This is a genomic window from Streptomyces sp. HM190 (genome assembly GCF_009857135.1).
In the GTDB taxonomy this organism is placed as follows: Bacteria; Actinomycetota; Actinomycetes; order Streptomycetales; family Streptomycetaceae; genus Streptomyces; species Streptomyces heilongjiangensis.
Genome location: NZ_CP047318.1, coordinates 364,614 through 391,440, shown reverse-complemented (window position 1 = coordinate 391,440; position 26,827 = coordinate 364,614). Strand labels below are relative to the sequence as shown.

Here is a 26,827-nt window from a genome sequence, read left to right as displayed (position 1 = left end):
AAAACGGGCGGCGCGCGAGACGCTGAACCCATGACTGCTTCTTCGGCGCCCGCCACGGACCCGTACCGGTTCGACGACCTGACCGCCCTGTTCGTCAACTGCACGCTAAAACCGTCTCCACAGCTCAGCCACACCCAGGGCCTCATCGACAAGAGCGCGGCCATCATGATGTCGCGCGGGGTGACCACCTCCGAGATCCGTGCCGTCGACCACGACATCGCGCCCGGTGTCTATCCGGACATGGCCGAGCACGGTTTCGCGACGGACGAGTGGCCCGCCCTGTACGAGCAGGTGATGGCCGCGGACATCCTGGTCGTCGCCGGGCCGATCTGGCTCGGCGACAACAGCTCGGTGACCAAGAGGGTGATCGAACGCCTGTACGCCTGCTCTGGCGAGCTCAACGCGCGGGGGCAGTACGCGTACTACGGCCGTGTCGGCGGCTGCCTGATCACCGGCAACGAGGACGGCGTGAAGCACTGCGCCATGAACATCCTCTACAGCCTTCAGCACCTCGGCTACACGATCCCGCCCCAGGCCGACGCCGGCTGGATCGGCGCGGCCGGCCCCGGACCGTCGTACCTGGATCCCGGCTCGGGCGGCCCGGAGAACGACTTCACCAACCGCAACACCGCGTTCATGACCTGGAACCTCATGCACATGGCGGCCCTGCTGAAGCGCTCCGGGGGTGTGCCCGCCCACGGCAACCAGCGCACCCAGTGGGACGCCGGCTGCCGCCCCGGCGCGGAGAATCCCGAACACCGCTGACCTTGTCGCCGCAGGTCACGACGGCCCCGGCCCCCCCACACGCCCCGTCCGTCGGCCCCTCGCGCCACAAGATTCACAACTTCGCCAATCCGCCGCCCGACCTGCTCCGGATTACGCGAGAACAGGTGAACGCAGGGTGGGAGGAAGAGACGATGGATCCGCTGGACAGAGGCAAGCCACCGCACGATACGGGGCCCTCGGCAGGGCGCGGACGGCGCATGGCCGTGGTGGGCTCCGGGGTGGCCGGACTGACGGCCGCGTACATCCTGGGGCGGACCGGGCACGTCACCCTGTACGAGGCCGACGACCGGCTCGGCGGGCACGCCCACACCCACGAGGTGACGTCGGCGCACGACGGACGGGTGCACCGCGTCGACTCCGGGTTCATCGTGCACAACCGGCGCACCTATCCACGGCTGCTGCGGCTCTTCGACGAGCTCGGCGTCGCCACCCAGGAATCGGACATGAGCATGTCGGTCCGGTGCGAGGGGTGCGGACTGGAGTACGCCGGCGCGCGAGGCCCCGCCGGACTGTTCGCCCGCCCCGGCAACCTTCTGCGCGGCCGCTATCTGCGCCTGCTGGCGGAGGTGCCCGTCTTCCACCGTGCGGCCCGGCGACTGCTCGCCCGGGGCGGCGACCCGCCGCTCACGCTGGGCGAGTTCCTCGACCGCGAGGGCTTCTCCGCCTACTTCCGCACCCACTTCATGACGCCGGTCGTCTCCGCCGTCTGGTCCTGCGACGCCGCCACCGCCCAGCGCTACCCGGCCGCCTACCTGTTCCGCTTCCTGGAGCACCACGGGCTGCTGTCCGTGGGCGGTTCACCGGTGTGGCGCACGGTCACCGGCGGATCGCGTGAGTACGTCGACCGGGTCGCCAAGCACATCGGCGAGATCCGCACCGGCACGCCCGTACGAGCGGTACGCCGCCACGCCGACCGCGCCGCGGTGACGGCCGCCGACGGCACCACCGAGTCCTACGACGCCGTCGTGATCGCCGCCCACCCGGACCAGGCGCTGCGGATGCTGGCCGACCCCACCGAGGCGGAGCGGGACGTCCTCGGTGCCTTCCGCTACTCCCGCAACACCACCCTCCTGCACACCGACCCCCGGCTGCTGCCGAGGTCCCGCGGTGCCCAGGCCTCCTGGAACCACCTGCTGCCGTCCTGCGACGCCGGAGCCGACCGGGTACGGGTCAGCTACGACATGAACCGGCTGCAGCGCCTGGACGCCGCCGAGCGGTTCGTGGTCACCCTCGGCGGCGAGGACCGCGTCGACCCCGACCGGGTCCTCGCCCGCATGGTCTACGAACACCCCGTGTACACCCCCGAGTCGGTGGCCGCCCAGCGCCGGCTGCCGGAACTCAACAGCCCCGTCTGCGCCTTCGCGGGGGCCTACCACGGCTGGGGGTTCCACGAGGACGGCTGCCGCTCCGGCGTCGAGGCCGCCGCGGCCCTGGGGGCGCGCTGGTGAACCCCGTACCGGACACGGCCGCACCCGCGCTCTACTCCTGCGTGATCACCCACGTACGGACCACCCCCCGGCGCTACGCGCTGCGGCACCGCACCTACATGTGGTTCCTCGACCCGGACCGGCCGCCCCGGCTGCCCCGCCTCCTGCGACCGCTGGCCCGGTTCGACCCGCGTGACCACTTCACCGGCGACCAGCCCTCGATCCGGGCCGGCCTCGACGCGTTCCTCGCCGAACACGGCGTACGCCTCGACGGCGGGCGGGTGCTGATGCTCACCCACGCGCGCGTGTTCGGGTACGTGTTCAACCCGCTCACCCTGTTCTGGTGCCACGGACCCGACGGCGCACTGCGCTGCGTCGTCGCCGAGGTCCACAACACCTACGGCGGACGCCACAGCTACCTCCTGCCCGCCGGCGGTTCCGGCACGGCCGACGAGCCGTACCGCGCCGACAAGGAGTTCTACGTCTCGCCGTTCCTCCCGGTCGACGGCCGCTACCGCATGCGGCTGCCGTCGCCCGGAACGAGACTCGACCTGACCGTGCACCTCGACCGCGAGGAGGGCCGCACCCTCACCGCGACCGTCCGGGGCACCCGCCGTGAGGCGACCGCGCGGACCCTGCTGCGGCTGGCGGTGCGCCACCCCTGGTCCACCCTCGCCGTGTCGGCCGCCATCCGGGCCCACGGCATACGCCTCTACCTGCGCGGACTGCCCGTCCACCCGCGCCCCGACGACCGCATCCCGGAGAACGCCGCATGACCACAGCAGAACCCCGCATCGTCCCCGGCGGCCGGACCGCCCCGGTCGATCCCGCCCGCTGGCCCGACGTCGCCGCCGTCCCCGCCTCCTCCCCGCTGCGCACCGCCGTGACCTCGGCACTCGTCCGGCGCGCCCTGCGCGGCCTGCCGCTGCGGGCCCGGCTCGAAGGCATCGGCACCGTCGGCCTAGGCGGGCCGCTGCTGGACGTGCGCGACCCGGCCGCCTTCCACGCCCGCATCGGCACCGCCGGCCTCGTCGGGTTCGGCGAGTCGTACATGGCCGGCGAGTGGGACGCCCCCGACCTGGTCGGCGCCCTCACCGTGCTCGCCGGCCACGCCGCCGAACTGATCCCGGCCCCGCTGCAACGCCTGCGCGGTCTGTGGGCGCCGCGTCAGCCGCGCGAGGAGCGCAACACGCCCGAGGGCTCCCGCACCAACATCAGCCGCCACTACGACCTCTCCAACGACCTGTTCGCCCTCTTCCTCGACGACACCCTCACCTACTCCTCCGCCGTCTTCCGGGGATTCCCCGCCGACTGGGACCGGCTCGCCGCCGCCCAGCACCGCAAGATCGACCGCCTCCTCGACCTCGCCGAGGTCGGCGAGGGCACCCGGCTGCTGGAGATCGGCACCGGCTGGGGCGAACTCGCCCTGCGCGCCGCCGCCCGCGGCGCCCACGTCACCTCTCTCACCCTCTCCCGCGAGCAGCGCGACCTGGCCCGCGACCGCATCCGCGCCGCCGGACTGGACCAGCGGGTGTCCATCGAACTGTGCGACTACCGCGAGGCACGGGGGGAGTACGACGCCGTCGTCAGCGTCGAGATGATCGAGGCGGTCGGCGCCGAGTTCTGGCCGGTGTACTTCCGCGCCCTCGACGAGCGGCTCGCCCCCGGCGGCCGGGTGGCGCTCCAGGCCATCACCATGCCGCACGACCGGATGCTCGCCACCCGAGACAGCTTCACCTGGATCCACAAGTACGTCTTCCCCGGCGGAATGATCCCCTCCACCCGCGCCATCGAGGACACCGCCCGCGACCACACCCGGCTGCGCCTCGCGCGGCGCGACGCCTTCGGCGCCCACTACGCCGAGACGCTGCGCCTGTGGCGGGAGCGGTTCACCGAGCGCGCCGACGACGTCGAGGCACTCGGCTTCGACGAGACCTTCCGCAGGCTGTGGACCTTCTACCTGGCCTACTCCGAGGCCGGGTTCCGGGCCGGCTACCTCGACGTGCACCACTACCTGTTCGACAAGGAGGGCACCGCCCGATGACCACCGCCGCCACCTCGACCCGCTCGGGCGCCGCCCACCTGCTCACCGCCCTCGCCGAGGACGCCCTCGGCGGCCCCCTGCCGGTGCGGCTGCGCGCCTGGGACGGCAGCGAGACCGGCCCGGCCGACGCCCCCGTGGTCGTCGTACGGTCCCGGCGCGCGCTCCGCCGGCTCCTGTGGCAGCCCGGCGAACTGGGCCTCGCCCAGGCGTACGTCACCGGCGAACTCGATGTGGAGGGCGACCTCGCGCACGGTCTGCGAACGGCGTGGGCCGCCCACCGGGAGCTGCGTCTGCGCCCGCCGAAACTGACCCCCGGCGACCGGGCCCGCGCCGTCGCCACCGCCGTACGGCTCGGCGCGGTCGGCCCGCGACCGCCCGCCCCCGCCTCCCAGGCCCGGCTCCGCGGCGGTCTGCACAGCCGGGCCCGCGACCGGGCCGCCATCAGCCACCACTACGACCTCTCCAACGACTTCTACGCCCTCCTCCTCGACGAGACCATGGCCTACTCCTGCGGCTACTGGGCCGGGGAGCACACCGGGTTCGGGCCCGCCGACGCCCAGCGGGCCAAGCTGGAGCTGATCTGCCGCAAGCTCGCCCTGGCACCCGGCGCCCGGCTCCTCGACATCGGCTGCGGCTGGGGCTCGCTCACCCTGCACGCGGCCGAGCGGCACGGCGTCCGGGTCACCGCCGTCACCCTGGCCCGCGAACAGGCCGCGTACGTGCGGGAGCAGGTCCGCGCGCGCGGCCTGACCGACCTGGTCGACGTCGTCCGCCAGGACTACCGCGACATCGACGGCGGACCCTACGACGCCGTCGCCACCGTCGAGATGGGGGAGCACGTCGGGGACGCCGAGTACCCGGCGTTCACCGCCGCCCTGCACCGGCACGTCCGGCCGCGCGGCCGGGTGCTGGTCCAGCAGATGTCCCGCGGCCGGGTCGCCCCCGGCGGCGGGCCGTTCATCGAGGCGTACATCGCCCCCGACATGCACATGCGCCCCCTGGGTGAAACGGTGGGCCTGCTGGAGGGGGCGGGCCTGGAGGTCCGGCACACCGAGTCGATGCGCGAGCACTACGTCCGCACCATCGGCGCCTGGCACCGCACCCTGGAGGACCGCTGGGAGCAGTTCGTCCGGCTGGTGGGGGAGGAGACCGCCCGGGTGTGGCGGCTGTACATGGTCGGCGCGGCCCTCGCGTTCGAGGAGGGCCGGATGGGCGTCGACCAGATCCTCGCGGTACGGCCCGGTCCCGACGGCGACACCGCTCTGCCGGCGACCACGCACACCTGGTACGAAGGGCTGGAGCGGCTGTGAGCGACTTCCCTTGGGGCGCCTTCGCCCTGAACCTCGCCTGGGCCGCCGCCGCGGCCCTCGCGGTCATGCTCGTCACCTTCGCCGTCGCGGTCCGCATCGGCATGCACCGGATCGTGGACATCGCCTGGGGCGTCGGCTTCACCGCGGTCGCCCTCGTCACCTACGCCGTCTCCGCGGGCGAGGGCGACCCGGTGCGGCGGCTCCTGGTCACCGCGCTGACGGCGATCTGGGGGCTGCGCCTCGCGGTGCACATCGCCCGCCGGGGCCGGGGCCACGGCGAGGACCCCCGCTACGAGGCCATGCTGTCCAAGGCCCCCGGCAACCGGAACGTGTACGCCCTGCGCATCGTCTACCTGCTCCAGGGCGGTCTGGTGTGGCTGGTCTCCCTGCCCGTCCAGGCCGCGCAGTACGTTCCCGGCCCGCCGTCGGCCCTCACCTGGGCCGGCGCGGCACTGTGGGCGGTCGGCCTCGGCTTCGAGGCGATCGGTGACGCCCAGCTGGCCCGGTTCAAGGCCGATCCCGCCAACCGCGGCAAGATCATGGACCGGGGGCTGTGGTCGTGGACCCGGCACCCCAACTACTTCGGGGACTTCTGCGTGTGGTGGGGCCTGTTCCTCGTCGCCTGTGACTCGCTCGGGGCAGCCGCGGTCTCCGTGGTGTCACCGGTGGTGATGAGCCTGCTGCTCACCCGGGGCAGCGGCGCGCGACTGCTGGAGAAGCACATGGCCGACCGGCCCGGCTTCGCCGAGTACCAGGCCCGCACCAGCGGCTTCTTCCCCCGTCCGCCGAAACGGACGCACAGCGCGGCGGGAGCACGATGACGTACGGACCACGGCAGGGGGACGCCCTCCTCCTGCGGGCCACCCCGACCCGGCCGAAAGCCGCCGTCCTGGTGCTGCACGGCGGGCAGGCGGTGAGCCAACGCCCCACCCGTCCCTGGCAGCTCGCCGCACTGCGCATGGACCCCTTCGTCCGGGCGGTGTCCGCCGCGCTGCCCGACCAGGACGTCCTCGTCGCCCAGGTCCGCTACCGTCTGCGCGGCTGGAACGACCTTCGCGCCGACCCGGTGCGGGACACCGAAATCGCGCTGGACGACCTCGGCGCCCGCGTCGGACCCGTCCCCACGGTCCTGCTCGGGCACTCCATGGGCGCCCGCGCAGCCCTGCGCGCCGCCGGTCACCCCCAGGTGGCCGGCGTGGTCGCCCTCGCGCCGTGGTGGCCGCCCAACGAACCGGTCGACCACCTGGCCGGCCGGCAGGTCGTTGCGCTGCACGGCGACCGCGACCGGATCACGTCACCCGCCGACTCGGCGCTCTGCGTGCGACGCGCCCAGCACACCGCGGTACGCGCCGGCATGGCCGTCGTGCACGGCGGTGACCACGCGATGCTCCGCCGCCGCCACTTCTGGCACCGCACCGCCACCACGCTCGTCGCCCATCTCCTCGACCCCACCGACGCACCGGACCCCCTGCCCGAGGAGTCCTACGGAACGCACGGCTTCCCCGTGCTCTGAGCACGGGACGGCGCGCGGTCGCCCGTCCCCGGCCCGCGCCTGTCCCTGATCCCGTTCCTGATCCCTGCGAGGGACCGTCGTCGAACTCCCTTCGTGGCCCGGAAAGCTGCCGCTGCCCCCTGGAATCCCTCCGCCGGCTTCCGGGGGGCCGCTCGTCGGTTGGGCTCCCCGTGTGAACCCGGGCGGTCGTTCGGACGCAGCCCCGGCACGTCGCTGCCCCCTCGCTCCTGCCTGCGGTTTCAGTGAACCCGACTTGTCGGATGATCCGTGGCCGATGCCCGGCTGACCGGGCCGCTTCCCCGCAATCGGCCGCCCTCGGGAGGTTCAGTGAAATCGTCAAGGTGGTGGGTCCGCGTCGTCGCCGCGGTCAGCCTGTCCAGTTCCCTCGTCATGGGTGCTTCAGCCTCGTCGTCCGCGACTGCGGCCGACGACGACGGCAGGACGGCAGCCGTCCGGCAGATCCGGCCGGCCACGTCGGCACCCGCACCGGTCGGACCCCTGGCGCAGCCCGGAGACGGGCCCAACACGTCCGGTGTGCCACGTGCGTGCAGGGGCCTGGTGCCCTATCCGATCCCCGCCGCCTACCGTCACTACTACTACTGCGGCGACTGGCGGCTCGGCCCCAGACGGTTGCCGAACCACGGACCGGTGGGAGCCATCCTCAAGGGCTACAACCGGCTCGGCGGCCTCAGCGCGGTGGAGTTCCTGGACCGCTGGTGGAATCCGGCCGCCGACTCGGGCCAGGGCGACTGGCGCTATCCGCCGGACGACGGCTTCGCGCACGACGCCCAGGGCGGTGTGATCGCGTCGCCGCTGGTGCTCCACGCCAACCAGAACCTGCTGCTCGACCGCTTCGGCAGCGAGGCGGGACGCTTCCTCGCCTCGGCGGGCACGAAGTACGGGCTGAGGGCGCTCCCGCCGTCCAGCCTCGACACCGTCGACCCCCGCTACCCCTACAACTACCACCTGTACCGCCTCGCCAAGGACGTCACCGTGTGCGCCGGCCCGCAGGCCCCGGCGTTCGAGCAGCCGGGCACGGGTATCCAGTTCGTGACCTCGAGCTCGTTCTGCCCGACCATCCCCCGCACCAGCGTCGCCGACCTGGTGAACAACGGCACCCTCGTACGGCTGAAGACCACGTACCCGTCCTGGTCGTGACCGTGTGGCCCGTGGTGGGAGGCTGGCTCCATGGACAGGTTCGAGCTGTGCCGCGCGCTTCGGTCGGCCGGCGTCCCGGAGGCGTACTACGAGATCCAGGACTGCCCCCACGGGCCTCAGCCGAGCGACCGCTACTTCCTGGAGGAGCGCGGCGGCCTGTGGGCCGTCGGTGTCCATGAGCGCGGCACGCGCCTGGTGTGGGAACGGTTCACGGACGAGGACCAGGCATGCCGTTGGCTCCACGACCGGCTGACCGGCGAGGAACCGCGGCTCGAACCACCTACCCCCGAGGAGATGGACCAGGTCCTGCACGGCGGTGAAGGCATCCAACGGCGAACGCGTGAGGCGCTGGACCGGGCCCTGGCCGAGGCCCGAGGCCGGCCGCCGCAGGAGCCTCGCGCCGACGACGGTCGTACGCCACCCCCACCGGCGGGATGACCCGAAGCCCGGCCCCGCCCCGGTGACCACGAGCACCGCCCGGGGCGGCCGGGGTTCAGCTCCGGTCCTGGTGGACCCGGAGCAGGCTCAGGTGGGGAACGGCACCTGGGTGAGCGGGGCGGAGGTGGGGTGGTCGGAGCCGCCCTCGGGTTCCAGCGTGATGCCCATCCCGGAGGCGCCGTCGACGGCCCCGCGCATCAGCACCGTCTGGTCGGCGCGGCCCGGATCCATCAGACCGGCCGACCGCATGCCGCCACGGTCGTCGAACCAGAGCTGGTAGACCTTGCCGCCCGGCGGCCGGGCCATTCCCGAGGCGACGAACACGGCGCGGTCCTGGTCGCGCGAGACGACGACGGCCGCTGACGCGCCGCCGGCCAGCTCGGTCGCCCGTACCTCGGCGTCCGGCGCGGCCAGCACGGCGGCGATCTCGTCCGCCGTCCGCGTGGCGCTGCGCGCCTCGGCTCGGGCGTCCTCCGCCCGCCCGTGCTCCCACACGGCCGTCCCGCCCAGGGCGGCGGCCGCCGCGAGGCAGGCGGCCAGGGCCCAGAGGGAGACCGGCCCGGCCCGCAGTCCGGCCCGGCCACGGCGTCCCCGCGCGGGCCCGCCGGGCGTGTCCTGCCGCACGGTCGTGATCCGGCGCAGCACCTGGTCCCGCATGTCCGGCGCGGTCGCCGTGGACACCGCGAGTCCCAGACGGGCCGCCGTCGCCGACAGCTCGGCCGTCTCCTGCGCGCAGGCATCGCAGCCCGCGAGGTGACGCTCGAACAGCAGGGTCTCCTCCGGGGACAGGGCGTGCAGTGCGTAGGCACCGGTCAGCCGGTGCGGGTCGACGGTCCTCATGCGGTCACCCCCAGGCAGTCGCGCAGCCGGATGAGGCCGTCGCGCAGACGGGTCTTGACGGTTCCCAGGGGAACCGCGAGCGCCTCCGCCACCTCACGGTGGGTGAGACCCCGGTAGTAGGCCAGGGTGACGGCCTGGTGCTGGACCTCCGTCAGCATGCGCAGACACCGCCGGACCTGCTCGCGTTCGAGCCGCGCCTCCACGTGCTCCACCACCTCGTCGTACTCGGGCAGCCGCGCCAGCAGCGCCGCCTTGTGATCGCGGGCCACCGCGGCGTCCACCGAACGCACCCGGTCCACCGCCCGCCGGTGGGCCAGGGTGAGGATCCAGTTGATGGCCGTGCCCCGGTCGGACCGGTAGCGGGGCGCGGTCCGCCACACCTCCACCAGCACCTCCTGCGCCACTTCCTCCGACTGCGCCCGGTCCCGCAGCACCGCGAGCACCACGCCGAGGACGGAGCCGGCCACGGAGTCGTAGAGCCGGGCGAACGCCTCCTCGTCCCCCAGGGCGACCAGACCCACCAACTCCTGGAGGTCGGGCTCCGCCGAGGGATGCCTGCCGATGCGCACCGCTTCTTTCACCGAGGGTTCCTCCACCATCGCGCCGTGTCCGGACGTAATCCGTTCCTGCCGGGCCCCCGGATCGGTTGCACTTGAGGAAAAAGTCCACGGGACGGACCGCGGGTTGTCCCACCGCAACCGAACTGGCCGAATATGTGTCTCAGGACGCGTGGTCCTACTCCGGGGCGTGGGGGTCCCGGCGGCACGGCGGCCTTGGGGGGCTGGAATGAACACATGGGCGGTGCCCGGGTACACCGAGTCACTGGAGCTCGGGGCGGGGGCGAGCGGGCGGGTCGTCCTCGCCGTGCACGAGGAGACCGGGGTCCCGGTCGCGATGAAGTACCTCAGCGAGTCGCTGCGCGGCCGTCCCGGCTTCGTACGCGACTTCCGCGCCGAGGCCCGGCTCCTCGCCGGTCTGGAGAGCCCGTACGTCGCCGAGCTGTACGAGTACGTCGAGAGCGCCGACGGCGCCGCCATCGTGATGGAGCTGGTGGACGGCGTCTCGCTGCGGACCCTGCTCACCAGGGAGGGCCCCCTCGACCCGGAGGCCGCCCTCGTGATCCTGAAGGGCTCACTGCTCGGCCTCGCCGACGCGCACCGCGTCGGCGTCGTCCACCGCGACTACAAGCCCGAGAACGTCATGGTCGTACCGGACGGGGCGTCCAAGCTCGTCGACTTCGGGATCGCGGCGGACGCCGGCACCCGGGCCGGCGCGGCCGGCACCCCCTCCTACATGGCCCCGGAGCAGTGGACCGGAGCACCCGCCTCACCCGCCGCCGACGTGTACGCCGCCACGGCCACGTTCTTCGAGTGCCTGACCGGCCACAAGCCCTACGGGGGCGACAACCTCGCCGCCCTCGCGCTCCAGCACGTCGACGCGCCCGTCCCCGTCGAGGAGGTGCCCGAGCCGGTGCGGGACCTCGTACGGCGCGGTCTCGCCAAGAATCCGGGGGACCGCCCCCCGCACGCCGAGGAGTTCGTCGCCGACCTGGAGGCGGCCGCCGGTGCCGCCTACGGGCCCGACTGGGAGGAACGCGGCCGTGGCCGGCTCGCCGCGCTGGTGGCGCTGCTGGCCCTGCTGCTGCCCTCGGCCCGCAGCACCCCGGAGACCACCACCGACACCGCCCGCACCGTGCTGAGCCAGGGAACGCGCCGCGACGGGGCCCGGTCGTGGCGCCCCGGCCGGCCGGGCCTCGCGGTGTCCGGTGCCGCGCTGCTCCTGGGCGCGTTCCTCACCTACGGCGTGCAGCACGCCCCGGTGACCCCGCAGGAGGCGGCGCAGGCCCTGGCCACCACCAGCGTCGAGCAGGGCGCCGAGTCGTCGGGGCCCGCCGATCCGAGCGTGACCCCTTCGTCCTCGTCCTCCGGGTCGACCACCCCCAGCGCGTCGGCCGACCCGTCGGCCTCGGCGTCGGCGAGCACCGGCACGGGGGACCCGTCCACCTCCGCCACCCCCACCGCGCCGCCGACCGAGTCGACACCGCCGACGGAGACGACCGCCGAGACGACACCGACGAGCGCGTCGCCCAGCGCCCCGAGCGCGCCCGCCGTCAAGGACGTCACCATCACCGGGTTCCGGCAGACGGGCCCGACCACCGCCACGGCGACGATCGAGATCGTCGCGGACGGACCCGGGCCGCTCTCCGTCACCGTCTCGTGGCTCTCGGGCGGAATCCGGCAGCTCAGCCCGGACGGCGCCGCCCAGACGTTCCAGCGCAGCGGTTCCGGCACGTACACCCTCACCGTCGACCACACCTTCCGGGGCACCGGCTGCTACTGGGCGGTGCGGGCCACGACCACTCCGGCCTCCGCCGACGGCGGCGCCTCGCAGCAACTCCTGACCAGGCAGTGTGAGATCAGATGACCGCACCGTACGACCGCGACCCCGCGTCCGCCGAGGGCCAGGACGGCGAGCACACCCAGGTGCTCGACACCGCCGGCCGGTCAGCCCCGCGCGACACGTCCGGCTACGACGACCCCGACTACAGCGCGACCGTCCTTGGCAGCCAGTGGATCCAGCGGCCCGACCCGGACACGACGTTGGTCGAGCCCGACACCACCGACACCACCACGCCGGTACCGCGGGACGCCACACCCGTCGGGCCGGCCCCCGTCGCCCTCGGGCCGGAGGGTACCTTCGCCGAGCCCGACGGCACGTCGGCCGCACCGCACAGGACCCTCGTCGAGCCGGACGCCACGTCGGTGAAGCCGGACACCACCCTGGTCGGCCCGACCGGCGCGGAGGACCCCCTTCCGCCGCCGGACCGCACCGACGGCACCGTGCTCCGTTTCGGCCCCGGCGTGACGGCCACCGTCGCCCAGCGCACCCACCGCACGCTGCCCACGATGGAGCCGCTCCCCGCGCCCCCGCGCCGACGCCGTCTGCGCCGGCACGCGCTGCCCGCTCTCGTGCTGCTCTGCGTCATCGCCTTCCTCGCCTGGCAGCGGCTCGGCCCCTCCGTCGAGGTGCGCACGGTGGCGGTCAAGGCCCGGCCGACGGTGCTGGGCTGCGACGAGACGGTGGACCTCGTCGGCCTGGTCACCACCGACGGCCGCCCCGGCACCCTCACCTACCGCTGGACCCGGAGCGACGGCACCGAGTCGGGTGTCCTGCGCGAGGTGATGGTCCGCGGCCAGACCCGGGCCCGGCTGCACCTGCTGTGGACCTTCGAGGGCAAGGGCCGCCAGACCGCCCGGGTAGACCTCCACATCCTCACCCCCAGCGAGCACAGGGCCACGAAGCGCTTCACCTACACCTGCCCCTGACGGCGGTCGGCCCGAGCGGCGCTCCCCCCGCACGCCCGGCACACCCGCGACCGCACAAAAACTGACGGTGCATCAGAATACCTCTTCCCTCGTCCGGAGGACTGCGGCATCCTGCGCACCATGCAGACGGAGCTGAGCAGAAAACTCGGAGTCGAGTACGCCGTCTTCGGCTTCACGCCGTTCCCCGCCGTCGCCGCCGCCATCAGCCGCGCCGGCGGCTTCGGCGTGCTCGGCGCGGTCCGCTACACGGCCCCCGACGACCTCAAGCGCGACCTGGACTGGATCGAGGCCCACGTCGACGGCAAGCCGTACGGGCTGGACGTCGTCATGCCGGCCAAGAAGGTGGACGGCGTCACCGAGGCGGACGTCGAGGCGATGATCCCGGAAGGGCACCGCCGGTTCGTCAAGGACACCCTCGCCACGTACGGCGTCCCGGAACTCGCCGAGGGCGAGGCGTCCGGCTGGCGCATCACCGGCTGGATGGAACAGGTCGCCCGCACCCAGCTGGACGTCGCCTTCGACTACCCGATCAGACTCCTCGCCAACGCCCTCGGCTCCCCGCCCGCCGACGTCATCGCCCGCGCCCACGAGCAGGACGTGCTGGTCGCCGCGCTCGCCGGCAGCGCCCGCCACGCCCGCAAGCACGCCGACGCCGGCATCGACATCGTCGTGGCCCAGGGCTACGAGGCCGGCGGCCACACCGGAGAGATCGCCTCCATGGTGCTCACCCCCGAAGTCGTCGACGCCGTCGCCCCGTTGCCCGTGCTCGCGGCCGGCGGCATCGGCAGCGGGCAGCAGATCGCCGCCGCGTTCGCGCTCGGCGCGCAGGGCGTGTGGCTGGGCTCGCTGTGGCTCACCACCACCGAGGCCGAACTGCCCTCCCCGCGCCTGATCGAGAAGCTGCTCGCCGCCGGTTCCGGCGACACCGTCCGCTCCCGCGCCCTCACCGGCAAACCCGCACGCCAGCTCCGCACCGAATGGACCGACGCCTGGGACGATCCGCACGGTCCCGGCGCCCTGCCGATGCCCCTGCAGGGACTGCTCGTCGCCGACGCGGTGTCCCGCATCCAGAAGTACGAGGTGGATCCGCTGCTCGGCACCCCGGTCGGTCAGATCGTCGGCCGGATGACCAGCGAACGCAGCGTCCAGGCCGTCTTCGACGACCTCACCCGAGGCTTCGAGCAGGCCGTGGACCGCATCACCCGGATCGCCGGAAGGAGCGCGGAACAGTGAGCCGAGCCCCCCAAGGGCAAGCCGCCGGACAGGCCCCCCAGGGCTTCTGGGCCCAGGCGAGCGCCGACCCCGACCGCCCGGTGCTCGTCGCGCCCGACGGCGAGGAGTGGACCGCCGGACGCCTGCACGGCGCCGCCAACCGGCTGGTGCACGGACTGCGCGCGGCCGGCCTCGAACGCGGCGACGCCTTCGCCGTCGTCCTGCCCAACGGCGTCGAGTTCCTCACCGCCTATCTCGCCGCCAGCCAGGCCGGCTTCTACCTCGTCCCCGTCAACCACCACCTGGTGGGCCCCGAGATCGCCTGGATCGTCTCCGACTGCGGAGCCAAGGTGCTGATCGCCCACGAACGGTTCGCCGGGGCCGCCCGCCACGCCGCCGACGAGGCCGGCCTCCCGGCGGGCCACCGGTTTGCGGTCGGCGCGGTCGAGGGATTCCGCCCGTACGCCGAACTCCTCGCCCGGCAGCCGAAGTCACCGCCCGAGGGCCGCACCCTCGGCTGGGTGATGAACTACACCTCGGGCACCACCGGCCGCCCGCGCGGCATCCGCCGCCCCCTGCCCGGCAGACTCCCCGAGGAGTCCTACCTCGGCGGCTTCCTCGGCATCTTCGGCATCAGGCCGTTCGACGGGAACGTCCACCTGGTGTGCTCGCCGCTCTACCACACGGCCGTCCTGCAGTTCGCGGGCGCCTCCCTGCACATCGGGCACCGGCTGGTGGTGATGGACAAGTGGACCCCCGAGGGCATGCTCCGCGCCATCGACACCCACCGCTGCACCCACACGCACATGGTCCCCACCCAGTTCCACCGGCTCCTCGCACTCCCCGAGGAGGTGCGCGCCCGCTACGACGTGTCGTCGATGCGGCACGCCATCCACGGCGCCGCCCCCTGCCCGGACCATGTGAAGCGGGCCATGATCGAGTGGTGGGGCCACAGCGTCGAGGAGTACTACGCGGCCAGCGAGGGCGGCGGCGCGTTCGCCACCGCCGAGGACTGGCTGAAGAAGCCCGGCACCGTCGGCAAGGCCTGGCCCATCAGCGAACTCGCGATCTTCGACGACGACGGCAACCGGCTGCCCCCCGGTGAACTCGGCACCGTGTACATGAAGATGAGCACCGGCGGCTTCTCGTACCACAAGGACGAGGGCAAGACGCGCAAGAACCGCATCGGTGACTTCTTCACCGTCGGCGACCTCGGGCTCCTCGACGAGGACGGCTATCTCTTCCTCCGCGACCGCAAGATCGACCTCATCATCTCCGGCGGCGTCAACATCTACCCCGCCGAGATCGAGGCCGCCCTCCTCGCCCACCCCGCCGTCGCCGACGCCGCCGCCTTCGGGATCCCGCACGACGACTGGGGCGAGGAGGTCAAGGCCGTCGTCGAACCGTCCCCCGGCTTCACCCCGGGGCCCGCGCTCGCCGAGGAGATCCTCGCCCACTGCGCCCGCGAACTCGCCGGGTACAAACGCCCGAGGAGCGTCGACTTCACCGACGCCATGCCCCGCGACCCCAACGGCAAGCTCTACAAGCGGAGGCTGCGCGCACCCTACTGGGAGGGCCTGGACAGGTCCGTGTGAGCGTCACGGCCTGCGCGCCACCCCGCCGACCGCGATCACCTCACCGGACCGGAGGGCCGCCGCCGGATCGGGGCGCCGGGATATATGCCAACGGCATGGTGCCGCCCCGCTGGGGGACGGCACCACACCTCCCCGGATCACTGGCTCACGCGCACCACCTCGAGCTTCGGCGACGACCGGATGTCCTTCTCGCAGAAGCGGGACGTCACCCACTTCCCGGAGGAGAACAACCGCGTCTGGTCGCTGTGGTGCTTGGAGTTCGGGTTCGAGGACTGCCCGTACGTCAGCAGGGTGCGCGCCACCGGGCAGCGGCTGCCGTCCCAGCCGACCGCCTGGATGTGGCTGGAACCCGACGACACCTCGGCGTAGCCGCCGGCGGCGGCGTCCCACGGCGCCTCGATCTTGTTCCAGACGCCCAGCGACTCCGTGCCGCCGGGCACCGGGACGCGCCGGTCCCCGCGGACGACGAACTGGTGGTCGCCGAGCCGCGCGTCCAGGGCGATGCCCGCCGCCCGCAGCTCCGTCACCGTGTCCGCGAGCGCCGTGGCGAAGCCGGGCGCGGAGGTGTTCAGCGTGTGCGGCGTCCCCACCGGGTCGGCCGCCGAGAACGGCACCTTCCACAGCTGCGCGTTCGGCACCGCCCGGGTCAGCCTGCGCCAGAACCTGTCGTAGAGCAGCGCGCCCCGGCTGTCGGTGTCCACCGTCCGGTCCCACGCCGCGAGGACACGGCAGGCCCTCGACACGTCGACGGCCCTGCCGTCACTGCCCGTCGCCGTGCCGCCCGGCAGCGCGGCACACGCCCGCGCCACGTCGGGGGCTGCCAGATCGGCCGCGGGCACCCGGTTCGCGAACTGCTGCCGCTGCAGGTCCCGTACGGTCAGCCCACCCTTGGCCGCCATCGCCGCGACGTCCTCGACCGCTCCGCGCGTGCGCATCGACCGCTGGGTGCCGACGTTGCCGAAGACCCGCTCGTAGCCGGTGAGCGGCTGGTCCGCGTTGGCCAGCCACGCGCTGTCGTTGGAGTTCTCCGCGTACGGGGCGTCCTTCAGTGTCGGCATCCTCGCCGGACCGAAGACCCCCGGCTGCAGGGCGTCGGGGTCGCTGCCGGGCACGCAGTCGCCACGCGCCCCGTCGAGGACGGCGACACCGGCCGCCGGGTACGTGGCCCGGCCCAGTGGCGTCGAACAGCGCGCCACCAGTTCGTCGGTGACGCGGGGCAGCACCTGCGACTGGGTGAACAGGGTGTGCCCGGCGGAGTCGGCGGCCACGGTGTTCACCCAGGGCAGCCCCTGGTGCCGGGCGAGCGCCTTCAGGACGTCCGCCGTACCGCGTGCCTTGGCGAAGCCGAGGGAGGTGTCGGCGAACCGCAGGTTCGTCGTGTTCGGGTCGGACAGCGCGTACGCGGTCCCGGCCGTCCACGGCAGCGGGAGGTCGGCGCCGAGGGAGGCGACGACGGGTCCGTACCGGGTCCAGTACTGGGTGCGGGTGACGGGCGGACCGTCCTGCACGGCGACGGTGACGGTCCGCCTCGTCATCCGCTCCGCCCTGCCGTCGACCAGGTACGCCGTCGGGTCGGCGGGGTCCAGGGTCAGCTGGTGCAGGTTCATCGGGACGCCGGTGGCGACCGTGTGGCTCCACGCCACGTTCGCGTTGAACCCGATCTGGGTGATCGGCGAGCCGAGCAACGCACCGCCGGAGACGTTCAGTTCGCCGGGGATCGTCTGCTGCGCCTGCCAGAAGCGGCGGCCCCCGGCCCACGGGTAGTGCGGGTTGCCCAGCAGCAGACCGCGCCCGTTCGCGGTGGTGTCGCCGCGGAAGGCGACCGCGTTGGAGCCCATGTCGGCGTCGGCTGCGGAGAACAGCTCGCCCGCGGCCCGCGCGGCGGCCCCCGCGTCCGGCTCCGCGGCCTTCGGAGCCGCTCCGGGGGCGGGCGGCCGGGCGGAGGCGATGGCGTCCACGAACCGCCCCTCGCCGCCGAGGACGGCCAGGGCGTACGTGCGGGAGAACACGTCGAGCGTGCTCACCGGCCGCACCCAGGAGGCTCCCCTGCACGCGGGATCGGTGATCCGGTTCTTCCGCAGCCAGGCGTTGTACCCGGCCGCCCAGCCGCGCATGAGCTCCTTCACCTCGCGGCTCGGGCCGAGCGGCGCGGGCCGCTCCAGCAGCCGCTGTACGGAGCCGGTGTCCCGCAGGCCCCGGAAGTACAGGTCGCTCGTGAGGTTCTTCGTGGCCGAGGAGAGCGAGAAGTCGGGCGCGCTGTCCGGCCCGAAGTGGCGCGACCGCTCGCCGCGCACGGTCACGAACCCGTCGGCGAGCACGCACACCTGGTCGGCGGCCTGCGCCCAGCCGGTGCCGAAGCCGAGGTCGGCGTAGTCGTCGGCGAGGATGTGCGGAATGCCGTACTCGGTGTAGCGGATCACGGCGGACAGCCCGCCGTGCGAGGGACGGTGCCCGCCGCGGTCGCCGTCGGCGGCGGTGGCCGCGGGTAAGGCGGACGAGGCGGTGAGCAGGGCGACGGCCGAGACGAGGAGCTGTCTCAGACGGGTGCGCATGGGGCCTCCCGACATCATGGTGAAGAAACGGTTGAGCCTGACAGTGCGTTCGTACGTAGTCCAGGTGTGCGTTGATCTTCACCTTGGTTGACTCGTGCACCAGGCGTCGGAGTTGAGCCGGTTCACGCCACACGGGCCGGATTCCGGTCAGCTGCGCGGCACGCTTGACCCGGCTCGACGGGCCGGACGAGGATCACGCCGGGACCGGTGGACGAAGGGGCGGATCATGACGGCTGGACGCGATGTGACGGTCGACGGGGTGCTGCGGCGCAGTGCCCGGCGGACACCGGCACGTGTGGCGATCCGCTACGGCGACCGCTCCTGGACGTACGCCGAACTGGACGACGCCGTCTCCCGCGCCGCACGCGCTCTGCGCGACACCGGACTGGGGCCGGGCGACCGGGTCGCCGCCTACGGACACAACTCGGACGCCTATCTGATCGCGTTCCTGGCCTCCGCCCGCGCCGGACTCGTCCACGTCCCGGTCAACCAGCACCTCACCGGCGACGACCTGGCGTACCTCCTCGACCAGTCCGGCAGCACCCTCGTCCTCACCGACCCGCACCTCGCCGGGAACCTGCCCGAGGCGACCCGCACCCTCCCGCTGCGCGACGCGGACGACTCGCTGCTCGCCCGGCTCGCCGCAAGCCAGCCCTACGACGGCGAGGAGTCGAGGGCCGAGGACCTCGTACAACTCCTCTACACGTCCGGCACCACGGCCCTGCCCAAGGGCGCGATGATGACGCACCGCGCGCTGGTCCACGAGTACCTCAGCGCCATCACCGCCCTCGACCTCTCCGCCGGTGACCGGCCGGTGCACTCGCTGCCGCTGTACCACTCGGCGCAGATGCACGTCTTCCTGGTGCCGTACCTCGCCGTCGGCGCCACCAACACCATCCTCGACGCGCCCGACGGCGACCGGATCCTCGACCTCGTCGAGTCGGGCGACGCCGACAGCCTCTTCGCCCCGCCCACCGTGTGGATCGCGCTGTCCAACCGCCCCGACTTCGACAGCCGCGACCTCGGCGGGCTCCGCAAGGCGTACTACGGGGCGTCGATCATGCCGGTGCCCGTGCTGGAGCGCCTCAAGGAGCGCCTGCCGAAGCTCGCCTTCCACAACTGCTTCGGCCAGAGCGAGATCGGCCCCCTCGCCATGGTCCTCGGCCCCTACGAGCACAAGGGCCGCATGGATTCCTGCGGGCGCCCCGTCATGTTCGTCGAGGCCAGGGTCGTCGACGACAAGGGCGCGGACGTGCCCGACGGCACCCCCGGTGAGATCGTCTACCGGTCCCCGCAGCTGTGCGAGGGCTACTGGGACAAGCCAGAGGAGACCGCCGCCGCGTTCCGCGACGGCTGGTTCCACTCCGGCGACCTCGCGGTCCGCGACGCCGACGGGTTCTTCACCGTCGTCGACCGCGTCAAGGACGTCATCAACTCCGGTGGCGTCCTCATCGCCTCCCGGCAGGTCGAGGACGCCCTGTACACCCATGACCGGGTCGCCGAGGTCGCCGTCGTCGGGCTGCCCGACGACCACTGGATCGAGGCCGTCACCGCCGTCGTCGTCCCCCGCGGCGACGTGACGGAGGCCGAACTCCTCGCCCACGCACGGGAGAAGCTCCCGCACTTCAAGGCACCGAAGAAGGTGCTCTTCGTGGACGAGCTGCCGCGCAACGCGAGCGGGAAGATCCTCAAGCGGGAACTGAGGGATCGCTACGCGCGACCCTGAGCCCCGCCCCCCTGAGCCCGCCCCCCGGGGCCGTCGCCCCCGAACTCCGTTGCACCGCACGGTCCCCCGCCAGCAGGATCGGATCCATGCCCCGCCTCACCGCACCCGACGGAACCGAACTCGCCTACCACGTGCGCGGGGAGGGCGATCCGCTGATCGTCCTCCCCGGCGGCCCCATGCGCGCCTCCGCCTACCTGGGCGACCTGGGGGGCCTGGCCGCCCACCGCCGTCTGGTCCTGCTGGACCTGCGCGGCACGGGCGACTCGGCGGTCCCGGCCGACCCGGCGACGTACCGGTGCGACCGGCAGGTCGACGACGTGGAGGCCCTGCGCGCGCACCTGGGCCTGGACCGGGCGGACGTCCTCGCCCACTCGGCCGGCGGCAACCTCGCCACGCTGTACGCGGCCCGCCACCCGCACCGCGTCTCCCGCCTGGTCCTGGTCACCGCCACGCCCTGGGCGCTGGGCCTGCCGGTGACCGTCGAGGACCGGCTCGCCGCGGCCCGACTGCGCGAGGACGAGCCCTGGTTCGCCGACGCGTACCCGCACTTCGAGGCCGCCTGGACCGGGCGCGGCCCTTTCGACGACGCGATGATGCCGTTCTTCTACGGCCGGTGGGACGCCGCCGCCGAGGCCCACATGGCCGCCGAGGTGGCGCAGACCAACGAAGCCGCCGCCGATGCCTACGGCTCCGCCGGCGCCTACGACCCCGCGGCCACCCGAGCCGCCCTCGCGGAACTGACCGCCCCGGTCCTCCACCTCGGCGGCGCGCTCGACACCGGCCCGACGCCGCGGCTCGTGGAGCGGGCGGCCGGCCTCTTCCCCGAGGGCGCGTACGCGATCCAGCCCGGCGCCGGGCACTTCCCCTGGCTCGACGACCCCGAGTGGTTCGTACGCCGCGTCACGGCCTTCCTCGCCGCCACCGCGCCACCCGGCGGGGCCGGGCGCCCTCACCCGTCCGCCGACACCGCCACGGAGCGGGCCCACCGGTAGTCCGCCTTGCCGCTGGGGGAGCGCTGGATGGTGTCGGTGAGGACGAGCCGGCGGGGGATCTTGTATCCGGCGAGGCGGGTGCGGCAGTGGGTCTGGATGTCCTCCAGGGTCGGGCGGGCCGCGCCCTCGCGCAGCTGGACCACGGCTGCCACATGATGGCCCCAGCGGGCGTCCGGCACCCCGGCGACCAGCGCGTCGTACACGTCGGGGTGGGCCTTGAGCGCCTGCTCGACCTCCTCCGGGTACACCTTCTCGCCGCCGGTGTTGATGCACTGCGAACCCCGGCCGAGCACGGTGACCACGCCCTCCTCGTCGACGGTCGCCATGTCGCCGAGGAGCACCCAGCGCTCGCCGTCCTTCTCGAAGAAGGTCTCGGCGGTCTTCCGCGGGTCGTTGTAGTAGCCGAGGGGTACGTGCCCGCGCTGGGCGACCCGGCCGGGCACACCGACCGGGACGGGCTCGTACGTCGCCGGGTCCACCACCCGGGTACGGTCGTGGACGCGGATCCTGAAGCCGTCGCCCGCCCCCGAGTCGTCGGTCGCCGTCCCGTTGAAGCCGGACTCCGACGAGCCGAAGTTGTTGAGCAGCATCACGTTCGGCACCAGGGCCTCGAACTGCCGCCGCACCGTCTCCGACATGATCGCGCCGGACGACGACACGCTGAACAACGACGAGCAGTCCGTGCCCTTCATCGGGCCGTTCAGCGCGTCGATCAGCGGGCGCAGCATCGCGTCGCCCACCAGCGACACACTGGTGACCCGCTCCCGCTCGATCGTCCGCAGCACCTCCTCGGGCACGAACTTGCGGTGGATGACGACCCGTTGGCCGAAGTTGAACCCGATGAACGCCGTGAGCGTCGATGTGCCGTGCATCAGCGGCGCGGTGGGGAAGAAGGTGATCCCGTCCCCGCCGGCGGCGACCCGATCGGCCAGTTCCCGCGGTGCCTTCACCGGCTCCCCGGTCGGCGCCCCGCCCCCCAGCCCCGAGAAGAACAGGTCCTCCTGACGCCACATCACCCCCTTGGGCATGCCCGTCGTACCGCCGGTATAGATGATGAACAGGTCGTGGCCCGAGCGGGCCGGGAAGCCCCGCCCGGGGTCACCGGAGGCCTCGGCGTCGGCGAAGTCCGTCACGGACAGGCCGGGCGCGTCCGGCGCGCGGGTCCCCACCCGCACCAGGTGCCGCAGCTTCTCCGTCCGCGGCACGGCCTTCGCCACACGCCCGGTGAACTCCGCGTCGAACACCAGGCCCGCCAGATCGGCGTCCCGGTAGAGGTAGACCAACTCCTCCTCCACGTAACGGTAGTTGACGTTGACCGGTACGAGCCGGGCCTTGAGGCAGCCCAGCGCGGTCTGGAGGTACTCGACGCCGTTGTACAGGTGCAGGCCCACGTGCTCACCGGGCCGCAGGCCGCTGTCCAGCAAGTGGTGGCCGATCCGGTTCGCCGCCGCGTCCAGCTCCGCGTAGCCGAGCCGCCGGTCCGCTCCGGTCCCGGGGATGTCGAAGTACGCGAGCGCCGCCCGGTCCGGGACGACGTCGACGACCGACTCGAACAGGTCGGCAAGGTTGTACTCCACCATGCTCCTCCTGACCCCGGGCGCGCCTGGCGGGTGGCTGCCATCCGTCGGTTGCCGGTCATCAGAGCAAAGGGGGCCGTGACTGTGAAGGGCCTGCGCAGAGAAAATCTGACTGACTGTCAGAAAACTCTTGTACTGGCTCGGCGCCTGCTGCAACCTGTTCTCGTTCCGCAGACGGAACCTGTTCCCGCCCTGCCCCACGGGAGGAAGCGATGGGTGGCACGGAACACCTCACCGTGCGGCGCGAAGGCGCCACACTGGTGCTCACGCTCAACCGGCCCGAGGCCAGGAACGCGCTCTCGCTGCCGATGCTCGTCGGCCTGTACGACGGCTGGGTGGCCGCCGACGCGGACGACGAGGTCCGCTCGATCGTCCTCACCGGATCCGGCGGCTCCTTCTGCGCCGGGATGGACCTCAAGGCGCTCGCGGGCAAGGGCATGGAGGGCCAGCAGTACCGGCACCGGCTCAAGGCCGACCCCGACCTCCACTGGAAGGCGATGCTCCGCCACCACCGGCCCCGCAAACCCGTGATCGCCGCCGTCGAGGGCCACTGCGTCGCGGGCGGCACCGAGATCCTCCAGGGCACGGACATCCGCGTCGCGGGGGAGTCGGCGACCTTCGGCCTCTTCGAGGTGCGGCGCGGTCTCTTCCCGATCGGCGGCTCCACGGTCCGTCTCCAGCGGCAGATCCCCCGCACCCACGCGCTCGAGATGCTGCTCACCGGCCGCCCGTACTCCGCCCGCGAGGCCGCCGGCATCGGACTGATCGGCCATGTCGTGGCCGACGGCGACGCGTTGGCGAAGGCCCTGGAGATCGCCGATCGGATCAACGCGTGCGGCCCGCTCGCCGTGGAGGCCGTCAAGGCGTCCGTGTACGAGACGGCCGGGATGACCGAGACGGACGGACTGGCCGCCGAGCTGAAACGGGGGTGGCCGGTCTTCGACACGGACGACGCCAAGGAAGGGGCCCGCGCCTTCGCCGAGAAACGGCCCCCCGTCTACAAGCGGGCGTGAGCGCTCCGCCGGGGACGGTTCCCGGCCGCGGGCGTCCCCGTCCGCTCGCACCCCGGCGGAGCCCGAAGGCCCACCCCGCGCCCTGGACGCGTCGCCCCCTCCCGAAGGAGTAACCCCGCCGATGTCCGCAGTCCTCAAGGCACCCCTGACCGTCGAGTTCCCGTTCACCCGATCCGTCGGGCCCGTGCAGAGCGCCTTCCTCACCGGGCTGCGCGAACGCGTGATCCTCGGCGTGCGCACCGGCGACGGACGGACCCTCGTCCCACCCGTCGAGTACGACCCCGTCACCGCCGAGGAGATCCGCGACCTCGTCGAGGTCGCCCCCACCGGAACCGTCACCACCTGGGCCTGGAACCACGCGCCCCGCCGAGGGCAGCCCCTCGACACCCCCTTCGCCTGGGTCCTCGTCCGGCTCGACGGCGCCGACACCGCCCTCCTGCACGCCCTCGACGCCCCCGGCCCCGACGCAGTGCACACCGGGATGCGCGTGCGGGTCCGGTGGGCCGGGGAACGCTCCGGCGCCGTCACCGACATCGCCTGCTTCGAACCGTACGACGGCGACCCGGCCGAACCGACCGGCCACAGCGGTGAGTTCGCCGACGCGGTGACCGGGATCGTCGCCCGGGCCCGCCTCGACTACACCTACTCGCCCGGCCGCGCCACCACCGGCTACCTGCACGCCCTCGCCGGGCACCGCATGGTCGGCGAGCGCTGCCCGTCCTGCCGCAAGGTGTACGTCCCGCCGAGGGGCGCCTGCCCCACCTGCGGCGTGGCCACCGCCGAACAGGTCGAGGTCGGCCCCGGCGGCACCGTCACCACGTTCTGCATCGTCAACATCAAGGCGAAGAACCTGGACATCGAAGTCCCCTACGTCTACGCCCACATCGCCCTCGACGGCGCCGACCTCGCCCTGCACGGCAGGATCGCCGGCATCCCCTACGACCAGGTGCGGATGGGGCTGCGCGTCGAACCCGTGTGGACGGAGGGGGGCCGCTACCCCGACCACTACCGGCCCACCGGCGAGCCGGACGCCGCGTACGACACGTACAAGGAGCTGCTGTGAACCGGGAGATCGCCGTCGTCGCCTTCGCCCAGAGCGACCACCGCCGCACCAGCGACGAGTCCTCCGAGGTGGAGATGCTCATGCCGGTGCTGCACGAGGTGCTGGAGCGGACCGGGCTGAAGACCGCCGACATCGGCTTCACCTGCTCCGGGTCCAGCGACTACCTCGCCGGCCGGGCCTTCTCCTTCACCCTCGCCCTCGACGGCGTCGGCGCCTGGCCGCCGATCTCCGAGTCGCACGTCGAGATGGACGGCGCCTGGGCCCTGTACGAGGCATGGGTGAAGCTCCGGACGGGCGACGCCGACACCGCCCTCGTCTACTCCTACGGCAAGTCCTCGCCCGGCTCCGTCCGCGACGTCCTGACCCGGCAGCTCGACCCGTACTACATGGCCCCGCTGTGGCCCGACTCCGTCGCCCTGGCCGCCCTCCAGGCCCAGGCGCTCATCGACGCGGGCCGCACCGACGAGCCGGCCCTCGCGGCGGTCGGCGCCCGCAGCCGCGCCGACGCCGGGACCAACCCCCACGCCCAGCTCAGGGGTTCGGTGCCGCAGGGCGATTACCTCGTACGGCCGCTGCGCACCGGCGACTGCCCGCCCATCGGCGACGGGGCCGCGGCCGTGATCCTGGCGGCGGGGGAGCGGGCCCGCGACCTGTGCGAGCGGCCCGCCTGGATCCGGGGCATCGACCACCGCGTCGAGGCCCACGCCATCGGCGTCCGCGACCTCACCGACTCGCCCTCCACCCGCCTCGCCGCCGAGCGCGCCGGCGCCTTCGAACGCCCCGTGGACACCGCCGAGTTGCACGCCCCGTTCAGCTCCCAGGAGGTCGTCCTGCGCGAGGCGCTGCGGCTCGGCGACAGCGTGCGCGTCAACCCCTCGGGCGGCGCCCTCGCCGCGAACCCGGTGATGGCCGCCGGACTGATCCGCATCGGCGAGGCCGCCGCCCGCATCCACCGGGGCGAGTCCGACCGCGCCCTCGCCCACGCCACCTCCGGGCCCTGCCTGCAACAGAACCTGGTCGCCGTCCTCGAAGGGGATCCCCGATGAGCAAGGAGCCCGTGGCCGTCATAGGCGTCGGCCAGACCAAGCACGTGGCGGCCCGGCGGGACGTGTCGATCGCCGGACTCGTCCGCGAGGCCGCCCGACGCGCCCTCGACGACGCCGAGTTGACGTGGGCCGACATCGACGCCGTCGTCATCGGCAAGGCGCCCGACTTCTTCGAGGGCGTCATGATGCCCGAGCTGTACCTCGCCGACGCGCTCGGCGCGGTCGGCAAGCCCCTGATGCGGGTGCACACGGCGGGCTCCGTCGGCGGATCGACCGCGCTGGTCGCCGCCGGCCTGGTCGCCGCCCGCGTCCACGGCACCGTCCTCACGCTGGCGTTCGAGAAGCAGTCCGAGTCCAACGCGATGTGGGGCCTGTCCCTGCCGATCCCCTTCCAGCAGCCGCTGCTGGCCGGCGCCGGCGGCTTCTTCGCCCCGCACGTCCGCGCGTACATGCGGCGCAGCGGCGCCCCCGACACCGTCGGCTCCCTCGTCGCGTACAAGAACCGCCGCAACGCGCTGAAGAACCCGTACGCGCACCTCCACGAGCACGACATCACGCTGGAGAAGGTCCAGGCGTCGCCCATGCTGTGGGACCCGATCCGCTACTCGGAGACCTGCCCGTCCTCCGACGGTGCCTGCGCGATGGTCCTCACCGACCGCGCCGGGGCCGCCCGTGCGCCCCGGCCCGCGGCGTGGATGCACGGCGGGGCGATGCGCAGCGAGCCGACCCTGTTCGCGGGCAAGGACTGCGTCTCGCCGCGCGCGGGCCGCGACTGCGCCGCCGACGTGTACCGGCAGGCGGGCATCGCCGACCCGCGCCGGGAGATCGACGCGGTGGAGATGTACGTGCCGTTCTCCTGGTACGAGCCGATGTGGCTGGAGAACCTCGGCTTCGCCGCCGAGGGCGAGGGCTGGAAGCTCACCGAGGCGGGGGTCACCGAACTGGACGGCGACCTCCCCGTCGACATGTCCGGCGGGGTGCTGTCCACCAACCCCATCGGCGCCTCCGGCATGATCCGCTTCGCCGAGGCGGCGCTCCAGGTACGGGGCCTCGCCGGGGAGCACCAGGTCGACGGCGCCCGCCGGGTCCTCGGACACGCCTACGGCGGCGGTTCGCAGTTCTTCGCGATGTGGCTGGTCGGGGCCGAGCCGCCCTCCTCCTGAACCTCCTCCTCACGTGGCCTGTCCGCGGCGGGGACCGGTCGCTAGT

23 protein-coding genes are annotated in these 26,827 nt (G+C 73.3%); 19 read left to right on the top strand and 4 right to left on the bottom strand.

Going from position 1 to position 26,827, the window contains the following annotated elements:
• Positions 1-30 precede the first annotated feature (30 nt).
• The 9 genes from GSY65_RS01495 to GSY65_RS01455 all read left to right on the top strand — a co-directional run bounded on the left by GSY65_RS01495 (position 31) and on the right by GSY65_RS01455 (position 8,676).
• Positions 31-765, top strand: a complete 735-nt coding sequence (locus tag GSY65_RS01495; RefSeq protein WP_159765546.1) for a flavodoxin family protein — start codon at positions 31-33, stop codon at positions 763-765.
• A gap of 218 nt (positions 766-983) precedes the next feature.
• Entirely contained in the window at positions 984-2,234 is a 1,251-nt protein-coding gene (locus tag GSY65_RS01490) for an NAD(P)/FAD-dependent oxidoreductase (protein WP_236579653.1), read from the top strand.
• Positions 2,231-2,989, top strand: a complete 759-nt coding sequence (locus GSY65_RS01485) for a DUF1365 domain-containing protein (protein ID WP_159765542.1) — start codon at positions 2,231-2,233, stop codon at positions 2,987-2,989. Before GSY65_RS01490 ends, GSY65_RS01485 begins: the two co-directional genes overlap by 4 nt.
• A complete protein-coding gene (locus tag GSY65_RS01480; protein WP_159765540.1) occupies positions 2,986-4,257 on the top strand; it encodes a class I SAM-dependent methyltransferase in 1,272 nt (423 codons plus the stop codon). Before GSY65_RS01485 ends, GSY65_RS01480 begins: the two co-directional genes overlap by 4 nt.
• On the top strand, positions 4,254-5,567 hold the full coding sequence (locus tag GSY65_RS01475; RefSeq protein ID WP_159765538.1) for an SAM-dependent methyltransferase: 1,314 nt from the start codon (positions 4,254-4,256) through the stop codon (positions 5,565-5,567). Before GSY65_RS01480 ends, GSY65_RS01475 begins: the two co-directional genes overlap by 4 nt.
• On the top strand, positions 5,564-6,388 hold the full coding sequence (locus GSY65_RS01470; RefSeq protein WP_159765536.1) for a DUF1295 domain-containing protein: 825 nt from the start codon (positions 5,564-5,566) through the stop codon (positions 6,386-6,388). Before GSY65_RS01475 ends, GSY65_RS01470 begins: the two co-directional genes overlap by 4 nt.
• On the top strand, positions 6,385-7,080 hold the full coding sequence (locus tag GSY65_RS01465; RefSeq protein ID WP_159765534.1) for an alpha/beta family hydrolase: 696 nt from the start codon (positions 6,385-6,387) through the stop codon (positions 7,078-7,080). The genes GSY65_RS01470 and GSY65_RS01465 overlap by 4 nt, the downstream gene beginning before the upstream one ends.
• Before the next feature lie 558 nt (positions 7,081-7,638).
• Complete coding sequence (locus GSY65_RS01460; protein ID WP_159765532.1) at positions 7,639-8,238, top strand: TNT domain-containing protein; 600 nt, start codon at positions 7,639-7,641, stop codon at positions 8,236-8,238.
• Between the two features lie 30 nt (positions 8,239-8,268).
• On the top strand, positions 8,269-8,676 hold the full coding sequence (locus GSY65_RS01455; RefSeq protein ID WP_159765530.1) for a hypothetical protein: 408 nt from the start codon (positions 8,269-8,271) through the stop codon (positions 8,674-8,676).
• Positions 8,677-8,763: 87 nt separating this feature from the next.
• Here GSY65_RS01455 and GSY65_RS01450 read toward each other — a convergent pair whose 3' ends face one another.
• Together GSY65_RS01450 and sigK are read right to left on the bottom strand one after the other, a co-directional pair.
• Positions 8,764-9,516, bottom strand: a complete 753-nt coding sequence (locus tag GSY65_RS01450) for an anti-sigma factor (RefSeq protein ID WP_159765528.1) — start codon at positions 9,514-9,516, stop codon at positions 8,764-8,766.
• Positions 9,513-10,097, bottom strand: a complete 585-nt coding sequence (sigK, locus tag GSY65_RS01445; protein ID WP_159765526.1) for an ECF RNA polymerase sigma factor SigK — start codon at positions 10,095-10,097, stop codon at positions 9,513-9,515. The genes GSY65_RS01450 and sigK overlap by 4 nt, the downstream gene beginning before the upstream one ends.
• Positions 10,098-10,302: 205 nt before the next feature.
• On the opposite strand from sigK, the gene GSY65_RS01440 reads away from it, so the two are divergent.
• From GSY65_RS01440 to GSY65_RS01425, 4 genes are all read left to right on the top strand, one after another.
• Entirely contained in the window at positions 10,303-11,940 is a 1,638-nt protein-coding gene (locus GSY65_RS01440) for a serine/threonine-protein kinase (RefSeq protein ID WP_159765524.1), read from the top strand.
• Positions 11,937-12,842: a hypothetical protein gene (locus GSY65_RS33490; RefSeq protein ID WP_236579652.1), complete on the top strand. Its 906-nt coding sequence runs from the start codon at positions 11,937-11,939 to the stop codon at positions 12,840-12,842. Before GSY65_RS01440 ends, GSY65_RS33490 begins: the two co-directional genes overlap by 4 nt.
• 120 nt (positions 12,843-12,962) lie before the next feature.
• On the top strand, positions 12,963-14,075 hold the full coding sequence (locus GSY65_RS01430; RefSeq protein WP_159765522.1) for an NAD(P)H-dependent flavin oxidoreductase: 1,113 nt from the start codon (positions 12,963-12,965) through the stop codon (positions 14,073-14,075).
• Complete coding sequence (locus GSY65_RS01425; protein ID WP_159765520.1) at positions 14,072-15,649, top strand: acyl-CoA synthetase; 1,578 nt, start codon at positions 14,072-14,074, stop codon at positions 15,647-15,649. Before GSY65_RS01430 ends, GSY65_RS01425 begins: the two co-directional genes overlap by 4 nt.
• Before the next feature lie 137 nt (positions 15,650-15,786).
• Here GSY65_RS01425 and GSY65_RS01420 read toward each other — a convergent pair whose 3' ends face one another.
• Complete coding sequence (locus tag GSY65_RS01420) at positions 15,787-18,201, bottom strand: penicillin acylase family protein (RefSeq protein ID WP_159765518.1); 2,415 nt, start codon at positions 18,199-18,201, stop codon at positions 15,787-15,789.
• Between the two features lie 226 nt (positions 18,202-18,427).
• Between GSY65_RS01420 and GSY65_RS01415 the strand changes: the two genes are divergently transcribed.
• On the top strand, positions 18,428-19,927 hold the full coding sequence (locus GSY65_RS01415; protein WP_159765516.1) for an acyl-CoA synthetase: 1,500 nt from the start codon (positions 18,428-18,430) through the stop codon (positions 19,925-19,927).
• 86 nt (positions 19,928-20,013) lie between these two features.
• Positions 20,014-20,919, top strand: a complete 906-nt coding sequence (locus tag GSY65_RS01410; protein WP_159765514.1) for an alpha/beta fold hydrolase — start codon at positions 20,014-20,016, stop codon at positions 20,917-20,919.
• Here GSY65_RS01410 and GSY65_RS01405 read toward each other — a convergent pair.
• Entirely contained in the window at positions 20,877-22,496 is a 1,620-nt protein-coding gene (locus tag GSY65_RS01405) for an acyl-CoA synthetase (protein ID WP_159775509.1), read from the bottom strand. The genes GSY65_RS01410 and GSY65_RS01405 overlap by 43 nt on opposite strands.
• 212 nt (positions 22,497-22,708) lie before the next feature.
• On the opposite strand from GSY65_RS01405, the gene GSY65_RS01400 reads away from it, so the two are divergent.
• From GSY65_RS01400 to GSY65_RS01385, 4 genes are all read left to right on the top strand, one after another.
• On the top strand, positions 22,709-23,509 hold the full coding sequence (locus tag GSY65_RS01400; protein ID WP_159765512.1) for a crotonase/enoyl-CoA hydratase family protein: 801 nt from the start codon (positions 22,709-22,711) through the stop codon (positions 23,507-23,509).
• Between the two features lie 121 nt (positions 23,510-23,630).
• Complete coding sequence (locus tag GSY65_RS01395) at positions 23,631-24,572, top strand: Zn-ribbon domain-containing OB-fold protein (RefSeq protein ID WP_159765510.1); 942 nt, start codon at positions 23,631-23,633, stop codon at positions 24,570-24,572.
• Complete coding sequence (locus GSY65_RS01390) at positions 24,569-25,618, top strand: thiolase domain-containing protein (protein ID WP_159765508.1); 1,050 nt, start codon at positions 24,569-24,571, stop codon at positions 25,616-25,618. Before GSY65_RS01395 ends, GSY65_RS01390 begins: the two co-directional genes overlap by 4 nt.
• A complete protein-coding gene (locus tag GSY65_RS01385) occupies positions 25,615-26,781 on the top strand; it encodes a thiolase domain-containing protein (protein ID WP_159765507.1) in 1,167 nt (388 codons plus the stop codon). Before GSY65_RS01390 ends, GSY65_RS01385 begins: the two co-directional genes overlap by 4 nt.
• Positions 26,782-26,827 lie beyond the last annotated feature (46 nt).

What these genes read in the sequence shown, in the direction of transcription:
- GSY65_RS01495 (WP_159765546.1), top strand. Translation starts at nt 31, where the DNA reads ATGACTGCTTCTTCGGCGCCCGCCACGGACCCGTACCGGTTCGACGAC.
- GSY65_RS01480 (WP_159765540.1), top strand. Translation starts at nt 2,986, where the DNA reads ATGACCACAGCAGAACCCCGCATCGTCCCCGGCGGCCGGACCGCCCCG.
- GSY65_RS01440 (WP_159765524.1), top strand. Translation starts at nt 10,303, where the DNA reads ATGAACACATGGGCGGTGCCCGGGTACACCGAGTCACTGGAGCTCGGG.
- GSY65_RS01450 (WP_159765528.1), bottom strand. Translation starts at nt 9,516, where the DNA reads ATGAGGACCGTCGACCCGCACCGGCTGACCGGTGCCTACGCACTGCAC.
- GSY65_RS01410 (WP_159765514.1), top strand. Translation starts at nt 20,014, where the DNA reads ATGCCCCGCCTCACCGCACCCGACGGAACCGAACTCGCCTACCACGTG.
- GSY65_RS01430 (WP_159765522.1), top strand. Translation starts at nt 12,963, where the DNA reads ATGCAGACGGAGCTGAGCAGAAAACTCGGAGTCGAGTACGCCGTCTTC.
- GSY65_RS01465 (WP_159765534.1), top strand. Translation starts at nt 6,385, where the DNA reads ATGACGTACGGACCACGGCAGGGGGACGCCCTCCTCCTGCGGGCCACC.
- GSY65_RS01475 (WP_159765538.1), top strand. Translation starts at nt 4,254, where the DNA reads ATGACCACCGCCGCCACCTCGACCCGCTCGGGCGCCGCCCACCTGCTC.
- GSY65_RS01385 (WP_159765507.1), top strand. Translation starts at nt 25,615, where the DNA reads ATGAGCAAGGAGCCCGTGGCCGTCATAGGCGTCGGCCAGACCAAGCAC.
- GSY65_RS01395 (WP_159765510.1), top strand. Translation starts at nt 23,631, where the DNA reads ATGTCCGCAGTCCTCAAGGCACCCCTGACCGTCGAGTTCCCGTTCACC.
- GSY65_RS01400 (WP_159765512.1), top strand. Translation starts at nt 22,709, where the DNA reads ATGGGTGGCACGGAACACCTCACCGTGCGGCGCGAAGGCGCCACACTG.
- GSY65_RS01415 (WP_159765516.1), top strand. Translation starts at nt 18,428, where the DNA reads ATGACGGCTGGACGCGATGTGACGGTCGACGGGGTGCTGCGGCGCAGT.
- GSY65_RS33490 (WP_236579652.1), top strand. Translation starts at nt 11,937, where the DNA reads ATGACCGCACCGTACGACCGCGACCCCGCGTCCGCCGAGGGCCAGGAC.
- GSY65_RS01420 (WP_159765518.1), bottom strand. Translation starts at nt 18,201, where the DNA reads ATGCGCACCCGTCTGAGACAGCTCCTCGTCTCGGCCGTCGCCCTGCTC.
- GSY65_RS01455 (WP_159765530.1), top strand. Translation starts at nt 8,269, where the DNA reads ATGGACAGGTTCGAGCTGTGCCGCGCGCTTCGGTCGGCCGGCGTCCCG.
- GSY65_RS01490 (WP_236579653.1), top strand. Translation starts at nt 984, where the DNA reads ATGGCCGTGGTGGGCTCCGGGGTGGCCGGACTGACGGCCGCGTACATC.